This window comes from Rectinema subterraneum (assembly GCA_009768935.1).
In the GTDB taxonomy this organism is placed as follows: Bacteria; Spirochaetota; Spirochaetia; order Treponematales; family Rectinemataceae; genus Rectinema; species Rectinema subterraneum.
In genome coordinates this window covers 26,159-39,399 of the sequence record WESA01000006.1, presented here as the reverse complement: position 1 = coordinate 39,399, position 13,241 = coordinate 26,159, and the positions used below count along the sequence as shown (strand labels likewise).

15 protein-coding genes are annotated in these 13,241 nt (G+C 49.1%); 10 read left to right on the top strand and 5 right to left on the bottom strand.

Going from position 1 to position 13,241, the window contains the following annotated elements; all coding sequences use genetic code 11:
- Positions 1-17 precede the first annotated feature (17 nt).
- From GAP13_RS03185 to GAP13_RS03170, 4 genes are read right to left on the bottom strand one after another with little or no spacing between them, the layout of a single operon-like run.
- On the bottom strand, positions 18-842 hold the full coding sequence (locus tag GAP13_RS03185; protein ID WP_158906122.1) for an FAD binding domain-containing protein: 825 nt from the start codon (positions 840-842) through the stop codon (positions 18-20).
- Positions 829-1,317, bottom strand: a complete 489-nt coding sequence (locus GAP13_RS03180; RefSeq protein WP_158906120.1) for a (2Fe-2S)-binding protein — start codon at positions 1,315-1,317, stop codon at positions 829-831. The genes GAP13_RS03185 and GAP13_RS03180 overlap by 14 nt, the downstream gene beginning before the upstream one ends.
- On the bottom strand, positions 1,314-3,365 hold the full coding sequence (locus GAP13_RS03175) for a molybdopterin cofactor-binding domain-containing protein (RefSeq protein ID WP_158906118.1): 2,052 nt from the start codon (positions 3,363-3,365) through the stop codon (positions 1,314-1,316). The genes GAP13_RS03180 and GAP13_RS03175 overlap by 4 nt, the downstream gene beginning before the upstream one ends.
- Positions 3,337-3,906, bottom strand: coding sequence for a transcription termination/antitermination NusG family protein (locus tag GAP13_RS03170; protein WP_158906116.1), 570 nt, complete (start codon positions 3,904-3,906; stop codon positions 3,337-3,339). The genes GAP13_RS03175 and GAP13_RS03170 overlap by 29 nt, the downstream gene beginning before the upstream one ends.
- Positions 3,907-4,021: 115 nt before the next feature.
- Here GAP13_RS03170 and ligA point away from each other — a divergent pair, with 115 nt between their 5' ends.
- The 10 genes from ligA to rsfS all read left to right on the top strand — a co-directional run bounded on the left by ligA (position 4,022) and on the right by rsfS (position 12,634).
- The gene (gene ligA / locus GAP13_RS03165) at positions 4,022-5,950 is read left to right on the top strand and encodes an NAD-dependent DNA ligase LigA (RefSeq protein ID WP_158906114.1); all 1,929 of its coding nucleotides are present in this window, start codon (positions 4,022-4,024) and stop codon (positions 5,948-5,950) included.
- Positions 5,947-6,252 carry a DUF167 domain-containing protein gene (locus GAP13_RS03160; RefSeq protein WP_222126132.1) on the top strand — a complete coding sequence of 102 codons (306 nt, stop codon included), beginning with the start codon at positions 5,947-5,949 and terminating at the stop codon, positions 6,250-6,252. Before ligA ends, GAP13_RS03160 begins: the two co-directional genes overlap by 4 nt.
- Positions 6,253-6,274: 22 nt before the next feature.
- Positions 6,275-8,050: an arginine--tRNA ligase gene (argS, locus tag GAP13_RS03155; RefSeq protein WP_158906112.1), complete on the top strand. Its 1,776-nt coding sequence runs from the start codon at positions 6,275-6,277 to the stop codon at positions 8,048-8,050.
- A gap of 110 nt (positions 8,051-8,160) precedes the next feature.
- The gene (gene rplU / locus GAP13_RS03150; protein ID WP_158906110.1) at positions 8,161-8,472 is read left to right on the top strand and encodes a 50S ribosomal protein L21; all 312 of its coding nucleotides are present in this window, start codon (positions 8,161-8,163) and stop codon (positions 8,470-8,472) included.
- Between the two features lie 28 nt (positions 8,473-8,500).
- Positions 8,501-8,746, top strand: a complete 246-nt coding sequence (gene rpmA, locus GAP13_RS03145) for a 50S ribosomal protein L27 (RefSeq protein WP_158906108.1) — start codon at positions 8,501-8,503, stop codon at positions 8,744-8,746.
- A gap of 87 nt (positions 8,747-8,833) precedes the next feature.
- Positions 8,834-9,925 carry a GTPase ObgE gene (gene obgE / locus GAP13_RS03140; protein ID WP_158906106.1) on the top strand — a complete coding sequence of 364 codons (1,092 nt, stop codon included), beginning with the start codon at positions 8,834-8,836 and terminating at the stop codon, positions 9,923-9,925.
- Positions 9,922-10,500, top strand: a complete 579-nt coding sequence (nadD, locus tag GAP13_RS03135) for a nicotinate (nicotinamide) nucleotide adenylyltransferase (protein ID WP_158906104.1) — start codon at positions 9,922-9,924, stop codon at positions 10,498-10,500. The genes obgE and nadD overlap by 4 nt, the downstream gene beginning before the upstream one ends.
- Complete coding sequence (yqeK, locus tag GAP13_RS03130; RefSeq protein ID WP_158906102.1) at positions 10,478-11,092, top strand: bis(5'-nucleosyl)-tetraphosphatase (symmetrical) YqeK; 615 nt, start codon at positions 10,478-10,480, stop codon at positions 11,090-11,092. Before nadD ends, yqeK begins: the two co-directional genes overlap by 23 nt.
- On the top strand, positions 11,089-12,279 hold the full coding sequence (locus GAP13_RS03125) for an LCP family protein (RefSeq protein WP_158906100.1): 1,191 nt from the start codon (positions 11,089-11,091) through the stop codon (positions 12,277-12,279). The genes yqeK and GAP13_RS03125 overlap by 4 nt, the downstream gene beginning before the upstream one ends.
- Positions 12,269-12,634 (top strand): ribosome silencing factor, encoded by a 366-nt coding sequence (gene rsfS, locus GAP13_RS03120; RefSeq protein ID WP_158906098.1) that lies wholly within the window; start codon positions 12,269-12,271, stop codon positions 12,632-12,634. The genes GAP13_RS03125 and rsfS overlap by 11 nt, the downstream gene beginning before the upstream one ends.
- Before the next feature lie 108 nt (positions 12,635-12,742).
- Here the strand turns inward: rsfS and GAP13_RS03115 are convergent, their stop codons facing one another.
- Positions 12,743-13,084: a hypothetical protein gene (locus GAP13_RS03115; RefSeq protein WP_158906096.1), complete on the bottom strand. Its 342-nt coding sequence runs from the start codon at positions 13,082-13,084 to the stop codon at positions 12,743-12,745.
- Positions 13,085-13,241 lie beyond the last annotated feature (157 nt).

Genomic DNA, 13,241 nt, shown 5'->3' with positions numbered 1-13,241 from the left:
TCCTGTTTCCGCGAGCGCTAGCGCTGCAAGTCTTCCAGTACCTGCCCGATTAGCGGAAGGATGAGATCTGCATTCCAGAAATTGGTTTTCCTCAGACTTTCAGCATACATATGCAGCACTGTCTGCGCAATTTTCGGAGAAAGCGGGTGAGATGCAGAGATAATTCTTTGTTCTGCTTCGAAATCCCTGAAGGCGCGCGCTCCTGCGAGCACAAGCCTGAAAAAATTGATCGAACGCCGGTCAACCGATGTCAGCGAAACAAGATGCGCACCATCACCGCCAGGAAAAATATTGCCCCCGATTCTCTTGATATAGATATGATCGATCGATAGCAGAGGGATTCGAATTCTTGCGAGTAGTTCATTGCCCGCCGCGCAATGTCTGCCATTTTCATCGACAAGATACCAGATGTTTTTTATATGGCTCTGAGAAGCAGCCCTGAATTCCAGTTCAGCGTCGAGACACGCGAACAACGGCCATAGACTGAGAAATGAGCAGTCATACATGAGATGTCCGCCGATTGTAGCGACATTTCTGACGGCCGAAGTGGCAACGGTGCGCAAAAGCGACGCAGATTGCGGATGTTCAAAAGGATATACATGCTCGAGTTCCGATAAGGTACATGCAGCGCCGTAGGAAATCATCCGCTCGGTTTTATGGATAGCATGAAGTTCGGGAATTCTGCTGGTAATCGCAATCGTATTCGGGAAAGAAAGATACCGCGTCGGCTGGAGATATCCGAAAGTTGTAGCACCGCCAATAAGCTGAATATTCTTTTCACGGGAAATCAGGGTCAAAAGCTCCGGAATTGTCTGTGGGAAATGGATTTCACTCAGATTCATACTGTTTTCTCGTTGTTCTCAATTTCTGGTATGCATTCAGAACTGCGGCCACGAAATCCGCTGGATCAAGGCAATTGCAGTGGGTATTTTCCAGCGCATCGAGAATTTCGTCGGTTTGGGGAGCTTTTGTCTTCTGCAGAAGCATCATGCCCATGAGCGCAATTGCACTGTGGTATCCTGAGCAAGACTGGCTGCTATATCGATGCAGCTCAGCGACGAGCAAGTCGTATTCATGTCTCTTGGTGAAGTGCTCGATTGTCTCTACCCGCCTGTCGCGGAGCAGGAAAGCAGGCATGATGCAGCTGTATGCGGATTTACCGTCGAGCAGAATAAGACATTTCCCGCAATGACCATCCAAGCATTCTGCCGCCAGACTTTTGATGCCGCATTGCTTTATCAGCACATCTATCGCTCGTTCCACGCTGGTAATGGTGACTTTGTGCTGAAGGCCATTCAGAGTGAATTCGATATTCATTGTTGGGCTCCTTCAGCAATGGTTGCAGAGACTGGCCTGAAGGGGAGTATAAATCGATTTGTTTCGTTCAATTGCTGCATAATTCCAAGGAAGCATGAAAGCACAAGAGAATGTACGATATCGCCCACTGGCCGCGGAATCGTCGATTTTTCGTCATCAAGCAATTCAATGGCTATGGTGCTTCTGGAAAGAATATGATCATACATATCGTTTCGCTCAGCAGCATTAGGAGAAGTAGAGACGAGGCAGGAACGCATTGCGTTGATGCTTGCAGCGCGAATTGCTGACTTTGCATTGAGAGGGGATAAAATTTTTCCTGCATTTACCGAGATGTGTATCCGGATGAACTGGAAAATCCCGGATCGGGTATCGTATTCGACCTCAATAATTGCTGCGCCCAATGAAGGCCGTTCGATTTTTGAAAGCACATTTGTGCTGTTTTCCTGAGCTCGGACGGATGAAAATGCGTGTGCCGAGATTGGCAGACCTTCCCTGAAGCGCAGACGCTGTACGCGAGCGCTTGCTCTCCTGACTATATCGCCCAGCATTGCGATTCCTGAGGATGACATCAGAGGGACTGAATCAGGATGGGGAGATTTCTGCATGGCGAAAAAAATATGCGCAGGAGGTATTTTGAGGTTGTCAGCTATCAATGTTGTCAGTGCAGCTTTCAGCCTTTCCGATGCAAATGCGGCATCTGACTCCACGTGCGCCTTCAGGTTTCGATCAAGAGAAAGCCTTACCTCTGATTTTCTTGCCGATTCAGGCAAAAAATCCGAAGCGCCCTGATAGGCGAGAGAAAATGATATCGCTCTCAATAGAGCTTCCTTGCCCCCGGGATTTCTCTTATGGACCAGTTCATAGGCAGCGTATTTTCGCATAAAGTCTGTTTTTTCTAGCAAGGGCTTTGCAATTTTGGCAAACGGGATTTCTGCGATTCCAAGTGCGCCAGCCTTTTTGGATGTATCCATTCTCGATAGGGTCGATTGCGAGAGTTCAAATACATCTCTGTCCAATGCACGGGCTGCCTGTGCGATGTGCGCTTGGAGCATTGCATAGATGGCTGCTGAAGCGGGGCTCTCGATTGCTCCCATTGGTACTGCGTTTGTACGTATCGCAAAACCAGTAATGGATACTGGCAGACCTGGAACGATATCAGCTGCCAGATGTGCGGTCTTTCTTAGGATTTTATTGGCGAAAACGGAGTATGTCCCAGTCGGGATGGAAAAACGACACTCGATTCCCAGAAGTCTGCTTGTTTTGCTGGACCAGATCGATTTGAACCACAAGGAAATACCCTGGACGCGGGGCAGATATTGCCTTTCCCGCTTGATCGATACAATCAGCTTGACCGGGCGCTTCAGTGTCCATGCTGCAAAAGCGGCGCGCGCAGCAAGGAGCGATGGATACCAGAAGTAGAATTCTGAACTATCGTTCATTAGAACAGGCAAAAGCTCGATATCGGAGGGCGAGGCTTCCAAGATAGATGCCAGGCTCGATCGAACATGCTCCGGCCACAGAGTAGGGCAAGCAAGCTTCAGCTTGTCATAGTCCCATTCTGCAAGTGCACCTATCCCGCTATTGAAAGAAAATTCGCCGGGTTCAATCGATACGTACGAATTGAATACAAGCGGTGAGTCATTTTGGGAGACCTCGGGCATATTGCCGCGCTGCAAGTTCAGCCTAGCAGCTATTCGTGATGAAGGAAACATCCGCCAGTCGCGGTGCACACTATCGCCATCGCATTCGACAGCAGTAGAGGAGGCGAATTCCTCTACCAGCAAAGGATCCGGCCCTATTATCAGTCCGACAGTCTCTCCTGCATACGAGACAGTATCCGATGCAAATACAGGGATTGAAACAGAGCTGATTTTAAGCTCATTGCGCAGAGGCAGTTGATCGGCGGTGAGTATGCTATAGCCAGAGGGAAGCGCAGGAGGGCGAATGGCCAGAATATGCCCAATTTGAGCAGTCGCACGTATCATGCAGGCATAGAGCATGCCTGGCACCTCGAGCTGGTCAAACGGAATGTACTCGTTTTTCTGCATGGCGGCTGCCCTTTGCTTCAGCCTCGGTTGAGTCTGATTCCATAACTTCGAATGAAAGATCCAGAATCATCACGGATTCGGCGATTGTCAATCTGACCTTTGCGCGGTGCTTTCTTCTGTCAACTTTTACAATAAATCCTTCTATGCCTTGAAGCGGTCCCTGAACCACCTTTATTTTCTGGTCTTCATCAAATTTTACGAGGGAGGGCGGAATAAGGCTTCCAAAATTTACGAAATGGCGAATGATATCGCTATCATGGCGATCAAGTGGGCGAGGCGCTTCATTGCTTGGAAGAAAGCGAATAAAAAACCTTGAGTGGCGAATCTTGCTCAGGACTTCTAGGGGCAATTCTTCTTCAGGATGTTCGAAAAAAATATAGCCGGGGAAAAGCGGAACTTCTTCGAGCTTGGTTTTGCCTCTTTTCCGAATATACATTTTTTTCATTATTTTGTGGAATTTTACATGTTCAATTTGATCTTGAATTCTATCGAGCCAATCATCTTCATGGCGAGTGGCAACTTGAATTGCAAAATATCGCATGGTTCGAGAATAGCATATCCATTTTCATTCGTCAGCTGGCGCAATGACGGTGGAAAACGGCGGCAATGAGGGACGGCAATTTGACAGCCGGGCACAGAAAAGTTAGTATTTCACCATGCCTGATACATCGCGTTTGAGCGAGAGCGAAAAAAACGCCCGCGTTAATGAGCTGGAAGCAGAGATCAAGCGCCATCAGAAACTCTACTACAATGGCGAGCCCGAAATTTCGGACGAGGAATTCGATGCGTTATGGGATGAATTGGAATCGCTTGATCCTGGCAATCCCTTGCTCAAAGCAGTGGGCACGGATCGTTCTGAACGGTGGCCGAAATCGCCGCATCGGATGACAATGGGCAGCTTGTCGAAAGCGACCGACCCGGAATCTTTCCTTGCATGGGCAGCGAAAGTCCAGTACCCCTTGTATCTCGTTCAGTACAAGCTCGATGGCGCAAGCATGGAATTGCAATATGATGAGGGCCATTTTGTTCGCGGCGTCACGAGGGGGGATGGTGTAATCGGTGACGATATCACGCCCAACGTGGCAAAAATGAATGGCGTTCCAAAAGAGCTCCCAGAGCCGTTTACCGGGGCAGTTCGTGGCGAGGTGCTCATGTCCCGCCGCATGCATGATGCAAAATATGCCGACAAGGCAAATTGCCGAAATGCCGCAAATGGACTTATGAAGCGAAAAGACGGTGTGGGCGCGGAGGACCTCGATATCATTTGCTATGATGCAGTAAGCTCGCTCGCAACCGGCACACCATTCGATACCGAGCGCAAAAAAATCGCCTGGCTCGAACGGATGGGATTTAAAGTCGTGCCGACAGTCGAATGTGAAAGCCCGGAAGCAGTCATCGCATATCGCGCAAAGATAATGGATATTCGTCCTGACCTTGAATATGACATCGATGGACTCGTTGTCAAAGGCGACAGAATCGACCGCGAAGACGCAAGCAAATTGCGGCCCGAGCTTCAGATTGCATTTAAGTTCAGTCCTGAGGAAGCAGTTACGACCCTGCGCGAGGTTGAATGGAGCGAATCAGGAGCGACGGTAACGCCGATCGGCATTGTCGAGCCTGTGCGGCTTGCGGGCACAACAGTCCAGCGGGCTAACCTCGCGAATCCCGACATGATCCGTTCGATGGATCTCCGTATTGGCTCCAAAGTGGTGATTACCAAACGTGGAGAGATCATTCCCAAGATCGAATCGCTTGTCGAAAACCCGCCAGATGCAGTACAGATCGAAATTCCGACACATTGCTCATTGTGCAGCGCGGAGCTCATCGATGAAGGGACGAGCTTGTATTGTCCAAATCCTGCATGCCCTGGCAAAGCATATCATCGCCTCGAAAAATGGCTTTCTGTAATCGATATCAAAGATCTCGGATCCGCGCTCTTAAAAAGGCTCTTCGATTCCGGAAAAGTGACTCGCATTCCAGACCTCTACAGGCTGTCTGTGCAAGATTTGCTCGCCTTCGAACGAATGGGCGAAAAGAGCGCCCAAAAGATAATCAGGAATGTGCATGCGCGAAATGAAGTGAGCTTGTCCGATTTTATCGCAGGCTTCGACATAGAGGGTATTGGTGTGCTCATGGCGGACAAGCTGATAGCAGCCGGGATTGATACGCTCGACAAATTATTTGCTGCAAGCCCTTCGGATTTCGAAAAAATTGATGGTTTTGCGGAAATCACTGCGCGCTCGCTCTATGATGGGCTGCGTGTGGTAGAAAAAGATATGCGCGAGCTTGCAGAGCAAGGATATGTGCGCATACTTCCTGCCGCGCGTAGCTCGGGCGAAGAGGCTGCAGGTGTTGCCGGCAAGAGCTTCTGCTTTACAGGAGAGCTTGAATCAATAAAGCGGAGCGAAGCTGAAAAGCTCGTGCGGGCGGCAGGAGGCACAGTAAAGTCAAGCGTTACCAAAGACCTCGATTATCTTGTCACAAATGATCCAACTTCCGGCTCGGAAAAGAATCGCAAAGCGCAGGAGTTCTCCATTCCCGTGATCGACGAAACGCAATTTCTAGCGCTTTTGGGAAGAAAATGACTCGAATGCCTGGCGCCATATCGAGAGAAAAGTTCGCGCAGATTGCTCCCGCGGTTCATCAGGAAAAAGAAGGATTTGTTGTGTCTGTCACCGTCATCCCGAGAGCTCCGAAAAACGAAATCGCCGGTTTTCGCAATGGCAGCCTGCTTGTTAAAGTTACTGTTGCTCCCGAAAAAGGAAAGGCGAACGAGGCGGTTCTTGCGGCAATAGCGGAATTTCTCGATATCGCGCCATCGAATTTGCGCATTCTCAGAGGACACACGTGCAGGAACAAGATGGTGTTATTGCAAAACATAGGCTAAAGCCGGTACAATCGTTTCCCTGATGGAACACTATATAGACCAATGGAAAACTATAATTGCAGCACATTTGCGCACGATTGCCGACAAAAAAGGAATTGTGGATTTTTCGCTTACTCTCAATGATATCATTGCCGAAAAGCCGCCAAAGCCAGAACTGGGCGATATTGGCTTCCCTATGTTTGCGTTCGCCAAGCAATTCCGGTTGTCCCCTGCCCAAATCGCTTCAGAGGTTGCTCAGAGCGAGCAGCTATTGAAAGATGAGAACGAAAAACGCGATTGGCCTGGGAACCTCAAGGCTGTCGGCCCATACCTCAATGTCTATCTCGAAAGAACGCGCGCGGTGACATTTCTGCTGTCGAATGCAGCAAATCCGGATTGGGGTTCGAGCGCTGTGTTCAGTGGGCGCAAAGTGATGATTGAATTCTCCTGCCCAAACACGAACAAGCCGCTGCACCTGGGGCATTTACGGAACAATGTGCTTGGGGAATCGCTTTCGAGGATTATGAAGGCCGCTGGCGCCGAAGTGAAAAAAGTAAACCTTATAAATGACCGCGGGGTTCATATTTGCAAATCGATGCTGGCGTATCTTGCATATGGGGAAGGGCGAACGCCAGAGGATGAAGGGCTCAAGAGCGATCATTTTGTCGGAAAATATTACGTACTGTTCAACAAGCTCAAGGAAGAAGACCCGCAAGCCGAGCAGAAAGCCCAGGAACTGCTGCAGAAATGGGAAGCCGGCGATCCTGAAGTCATCGCGCTCTGGAAAAAAATGAATGACTGGGCAGTCGACGGGATAATGGAAACCTACCGAAGGCAGCAGGTGAGTTTCGATGAATATCATTTCGAACACGAAACCTACAAGCTCGGGAAAAAGGAAGTCCTGGAAGGCCTGGAGCGCGGCGTTTTCTATCGGGGCGAGGATGGAGCAATCTGGATCGATCTGGAAGATTTGGGGCTAGGCAAAAAGGTCCTTCTTCGAAAAGACGGCACGAGCATTTACATAACGCAGGATATTGGTACTGCCATTATGCGCCACGAGAGCTGGCCATTTGATCAGCTGATCTATGTCGTCGCATCGGAACAACAGTACCATTTCAAGGTGCTATTTGAAGTGCTTAAGAGACTTGGGTACGATTGGGCTTCAAGTCTGTACCATCTTTCGTATGGCCTCGTTAACTTGCCGACCGGACGCATGAAGACGCGCGAAGGCACGGTCGTCGATGCTGATGATCTCATCGATGAGCTCGCCCGCCTTGCAGCTGTTGAGATTGCCGAAAAAGGCAGGGCGGACGCGGTCGGCGATATCCAGAGTGTTGCGGGACAAATCGCTTTGGGCGCGCTGCATTATTACCTTCTGCAGATTTCGCCTGCAAAGGATATGCTGTACAACCCGGAGCAATCGCTTTCATTTACAGGCGACACTGGGCCCTATATCCAGTATATGGGCGCCCGCGCAAGTTCGATTCTTCGCAAGCACGATCAGGGCGAGGGCAACGCGGCACAGGGCATACCAAAAGCGAACCTTCTTTCCAGTGATGCCGACTGGCCCCTTGTGCGCACATTGATGGAACTGCCTTCGATAATTGAAGAGTCCGCGAAAGGCAAGGATCCATCAATTCTGGCAGGCTATGCGCATGCTGTTGCAAGCGAATTTTCAGCCTGGTATCGAGATAATCCTGTGCTGATAAATGAAGACCCGAACCTATCCGCAAGCCGCCTTGCGCTCGTGCGTGCGGTCAAATCTGTTTTGATGCGCGCAAGCGAATTGCTCTGTGTGCCATTTCTGGAAGCGATGTAAGGCGGGCTTTCCAAGATCCGGTCTGCAGCCACGCAGCGCCTGTTGACACATGAGGGCGATAAAGTGTATAAATCTCCGCCTGACATGAAAATTACGTGAGGATAATGCATATGTACGCAGTTGTTGAAATCAATGGAAAGCAATACCGGGCAGAAAATGGCAAAAACCTGTTGGTGGATCGCCTCGATGCAGCGCCTGGAGAATCGGTGGTTTTTGAAAAGGTTGTGCTTCTCGCAGGTGAAAACACCGCTTTCGGAACGCCATATGTGAAAGGTGCTTCTGTAAAGGCCACAGTGAACGAAGAAGTCAAAGGCGATAAGGTCGTTGTATTCAAATATATGCCCAAGAAGCACTATCGCAGAACCCATGGCCATCGCCAGCAGTATACTGTGCTGACGGTGAACGAAATCGTCGGCGCCTGAAGCGCCCTGAACAACCGGAGGAATTATCATGCCACACAAAGGCGTAAATGGTCGCGATTCAAACCCTCAGCATCTCGGCGTCAAAGCCTATGGCAACCAGCATATCACCGCAGGCACTATTATCGTTCGCCAGCGCGGTTCGAGAATAAATCCTGGCAAAAATGTCGGGATGGGCAAAGATGACACTTTGTTTGCTCTTGCCGATGGAATGGTGAGTTTCCGCGAACACAAGGGAAAAAAATTCGTCGATGTGGAGCCTGTCACCAACGCATGAGAGCTGCAGCGTCCGAAAACGTACAACCGCTCCTGTAGCATTGGGGGCGGTTTTTTATTATTCTGGACATATGCAAGGGAGTATCGTGTGATCAAGTTCGCTGATGAAGCGATTATTACGGTAGCAAGCGGCAAGGGCGGCGACGGATGTGTCGCTTTCAGACGCGAAAAATTCATTCCTTTCGGGGGACCTGCAGGCGGAGATGGGGGCAGAGGCGGCGATGTTATATTTGTCGTCAAGAGGAATCTGCGTACCCTTGCCTATCTGCGGTATCGCCAGAATTTTCGTGCGCAAAACGGTCAGCCTGGCATGGGGAAGAACATGCATGGGCGAGACGGCGAAGATGCCATCATCGAAGTTCCTCCGGGAACAATAATTCGGGATGCGGAAACGGGTGAAATCCTGAAAGATTTCAGTGCAAGGACATGGAAAGGTGCGCTTCAGGAAGGTGAACGCTGGGTTTTTCTGAAAGGCGGCAAAGGGGGCTGGGGTAACACACATTACAAAAATTCGGTCAATCAAGCGCCCCATTTTGCCCAGCCAGGGCAGCCAGGTCAGGAAAGAAAACTGAAAATAGAGCTTAGCCTCATTGCCGATATAGGCCTTGTAGGATTTCCGAATGCGGGAAAATCGAGTCTTCTCGATTATTTTACCAATGCGCGGCCAAAAATCGCCCCGTATCCTTTTACCACAAAAATACCCAACCTTGGGGTCCTCACTGTCAATGATCGAGATATCATCCTTGCGGACATACCTGGAATCATCGAAGGAGCGCACGAGGGAGCGGGTCTGGGAATCCGGTTTTTGAAGCATATTGCAAGAACCGCGTGCCTGGCATTTCTGATCGATCTTTCCGATGATAACTGGCGAAGCGCGTTTCCTACACTCTTGCATGAGCTCGAAATGTTTTCCCCGGAATTGGCAAAAAAGCCTCGCATACTTCTGGGCACAAAATTGGATCTTCCGGAAGCGCAAGAACATTCTAAGGACTTCTACGCGGCCTTTCCTGAAGAACAAGCTTATTGCATTTCGGTATTTTCAGGGGCCGGGCTCGACCAGCTAAAGCAAGTATTCTTCGAGAAAGTCGAAGCCCATGAGGCATCCGAACTCCACAGCGCCGCCGAAACGGAATCCCTTTTCGAAACGATAGATTTCGATGACGAGGAGCTGCCGGAATGAGGATCGCCTTGCTTGGAGGTTCTTTCAATCCTCCTCATATAGGCCATATTATCCTGGCTGAAGAAATCCTGGGAACCCTCGATTACGATCGTGTGCTGTTCATTCCCGCAAATATACCTCCGCACAAAGAGCCGCAGGGAGATCCCGGAACGGATATGCGGCTTGCAATGCTGCATGCCACGCTTGAAGGATGGTCAGAATTCGCTATAGAGCCGTGCGAGCTAAAGCGGCCCGGCATCTCGTATACAATCGATACGCTGAGAGAGATTTCGCGGAAATATTCCTTCGATGGAAAACCGGGGCTTGTCATTGGGGATGATCTTGCTCCCGACTTCCTGAAAGTATGGAAAGACCCTGAACTCATTCTGGAATATGCGGATATTATCGTTGCCCATCGCGAGCATGCTGAAGAGCTCAGCTTGCCGTATGCGCATCGATATATCAAGAACCTTCTCATACCGGTATCTTCTACTCTCGTAAGAGAGAGAATCGCAAACCACGGAGCCTGGCGGTCCCTCGTGTCGCCAGGTGTACAAGAAATAATTGAAACCTATGGATTATATCGGAATATCTGAAATTCTTTCACAAGTCGAAAAGACTGTCGAAATAGAGCTTTCTGCGAAAAGGCTCGCGCACTGCCGATCCACGGCGGAGACATCGGCGTTTCTCTGCGAACGTTTCGGGCTCGATGTCGAAAAAGGAAGACTTGCAGGCATTGCTCATGACATGTGCAGAGAGCTGGTCTATGAAGAACAGGAAAGGATAATCGCGCAATTCGGCTCATGTCTCGATCGTTTCCATGCCAGTCCTTCGCTGCAAGCGCTTTTATCCGATCCGGTGTACAGGAAGAAAATGATTCACGGCCCTGCTGCCGCGTGCATGCTTTGTCATGAATTTGGAGTCGATGATGCGGACATCCTGGAAGCGATAGCTTTGCATAGCATCGCAGACAACGGTGCATCCGATCTTGCAAAAGTTGTGTATATCGCTGACAAGCTTGAACCGCTTCGCCAAAGGCCATCTGACGCGGAAGAGATGCTGCATACGCTCAATCTGGATGCGCTTTTTGTCTATACGCTTGCTAACGTGGTTCGCTGGTTCCAGGAATCCGGCAAATCTCTCTCGCCTTATACCGCTGAGCTTTATAATAGGATGCTGCAGCCATGAATGAATTACAGCCAGGGATATTCAAGAGAAGTGTATTGCCGCTTCTTCTCATTCTGGTTCTTGCTGCAATAAGCGCATTCATTGTAGTGCGACTGACGCAGAAGGGAACTGTCGAAGCTGTCATAAAAAAAGATAAAGCGATGGGAATTCTTTTTATTTTCGAGCAAGAGAAAAAACCGGTCTCGAACCAATTGCTGATCTGGTATCCTTCCCGAAGAAAAGCTGCAATCATGGACATCCCTGGATCAATGGGGATAATTCTTAAGAGCGCTAACCGAATGAGCAGCATTGACAGCGTATATGATTCCCGCAACCCCGCGCGCTATGTGAAAGAAATATCTGACTATCTCAGATTCCCGATAGATGGATGGCTTACCTATGATGAACGCGGCCTTTCCAAGACAGTAGATTTGCTGGAGGGTATTCAGATATTTCTTCCAGAGCCTGCAATGGGCAACAATGCGCTGCCGGATGTCTCTTTGCCAGGAGGTTCTGTCCTGCTCGATGGCGAGAAGGCAAGCCAATACCTTACATATGCATGCTCAGCAGATTCATACACGGAAGAAATCAGCAGAAAACAGCGTTTGCTTGTCAGCTTGCTTTCACAGCTGTCGCAAAAATCTGGTGTAATCAGCAGCAGCAAAGGACTTCGCCTGATTGCATCGAAACCGAAAAGCAATTTCAGCCTTGAAACGCGCGAAGAAATTTTCAGGCACTTTGTTCAGATCGATGTAGAAATGACAATTACACAATTCATTTCCGGCTCTTTCAGGACATTTGAAGGCCGCAAACTTCTGTTCCCTTATTATGATGGCGAACTGGCGCGCGATATCGTCAGCCAGACAGCGAAAGCGCTTGGTACCGAAAATTCTACAAATTTGCAGAAGTCGGCTGTAACAATAGAAATATTGAACGGAACAGGGTCAAAAGGTGTCGCGGGAGCTGCTTCTGTTCTCTTCGAGAGCTATGGGTATAAAGTAGTGTCGGTCGGAAATGCTTCCTCCTTCGATTATGCGAAAACGGTAATGTATGATAATGAAGGTGATAAAAGCGCGCTTCAGCAGGTTGCGGATGTGATCGGCTGTAAAAGCTTCGGGAATCCTGACGATTTGCCCGGGCCGAGAAAGGCGAATGTTACGATAATCCTGGGCAAAGATTTCAATGGGAGGTATTGCGTTGGACAGTAAAGCGTTTGCATATCAAAGTGCAGAAATTCTTGCAAGGCACAATGCGCTCGATGTACTAGTGATGGATATTCATGACACAGCAGGATGGGCCGATTATTTTGTGATTGCCACCAGCACAAGCGCTGCCCATATGCGTGGTCTAGAGCGGCATCTGGAAGAATTCTTTGCAAACGCGGAAATCTCTCTTCTCAACAAGCCAGAGGTGACGGATGATCAGAGCTGGCTTTTGCTGGATGGAGGCAATGTCATTATTCACATCATGACAAATGAGGCTCGCGCATTCTATGATCTGGAATCGCTGTGGTTCAATGCGCCGCGCTTTTCAGTGACTTTTAACGGAAAGAAGGAATCCTGAGATGCATAAAAGGCGGGATTTCTGATTTATTTGCTGCGCTCTCTGCCGGGCGTACACATAAAAAGGCGCGGCCAAGCAGCCGCGCCTTGATTTCATGAGGCCGTACGATCACTCATCGGTATCATCTTCATAATCGAAATCATCATCTTCGAAATCATCTTCATCCAGGTCTTCATCTTCATCTAGATCTTCGTCGTCATCTTCGAAATCGTCATCCAGATCTTCATCGTCATCGAAGTCTTCATCATCTTCGAAGTCTTCATCATCCTCTAAATCCTCTTCGTCCTCGAAATCATCGTCGCTGTCGTAATCGAATTCATCATCATAGGCACCATCGAATCGTACAGTCTGTCGAAGCGAATATATGGTATTGGCGGAATTGCCATGGGTGAGGGTGATTATTTCGAAGTCTTCCTGCGGATCGGCGGTCATAGTGGTTTTATGGTTCATGATGCGCTCCTCCCTTTTCATAGTCTCTTTGTATTGAAGCTGGTGTAATATTACGAGAATTGGTCAGCACGTCAATACTCGGGCAAGGCAAAATCTATAGGTCAAATGGAAATCTGTCAAGAAAAAAATGAAAAAATCTTCTTCTAAATGATACTTT

Coding starts and splice junctions, on each gene's coding strand:
- argS (WP_158906112.1), top strand. CDS start 6,275: ATGGAACACTATATAGACCAATGGAAAACTATAATTGCAGCACATTTG.
- GAP13_RS03170 (WP_158906116.1), bottom strand. CDS start 3,906: ATGCGATATTTTGCAATTCAAGTTGCCACTCGCCATGAAGATGATTGG.
- GAP13_RS03115 (WP_158906096.1), bottom strand. CDS start 13,084: ATGAACCATAAAACCACTATGACCGCCGATCCGCAGGAAGACTTCGAA.
- GAP13_RS03175 (WP_158906118.1), bottom strand. CDS start 3,365: ATGCAGAAAAACGAGTACATTCCGTTTGACCAGCTCGAGGTGCCAGGC.
- yqeK (WP_158906102.1), top strand. CDS start 10,478: ATGGATTATATCGGAATATCTGAAATTCTTTCACAAGTCGAAAAGACT.
- GAP13_RS03185 (WP_158906122.1), bottom strand. CDS start 842: ATGAATCTGAGTGAAATCCATTTCCCACAGACAATTCCGGAGCTTTTG.
- GAP13_RS03180 (WP_158906120.1), bottom strand. CDS start 1,317: ATGAATATCGAATTCACTCTGAATGGCCTTCAGCACAAAGTCACCATT.
- GAP13_RS03125 (WP_158906100.1), top strand. CDS start 11,089: ATGAATGAATTACAGCCAGGGATATTCAAGAGAAGTGTATTGCCGCTT.
- GAP13_RS03160 (WP_222126132.1), top strand. CDS start 5,947: ATGACTCGAATGCCTGGCGCCATATCGAGAGAAAAGTTCGCGCAGATT.
- nadD (WP_158906104.1), top strand. CDS start 9,922: ATGAGGATCGCCTTGCTTGGAGGTTCTTTCAATCCTCCTCATATAGGC.
- rpmA (WP_158906108.1), top strand. CDS start 8,501: ATGCCACACAAAGGCGTAAATGGTCGCGATTCAAACCCTCAGCATCTC.
- ligA (WP_158906114.1), top strand. CDS start 4,022: ATGCCTGATACATCGCGTTTGAGCGAGAGCGAAAAAAACGCCCGCGTT.
- rplU (WP_158906110.1), top strand. CDS start 8,161: ATGTACGCAGTTGTTGAAATCAATGGAAAGCAATACCGGGCAGAAAAT.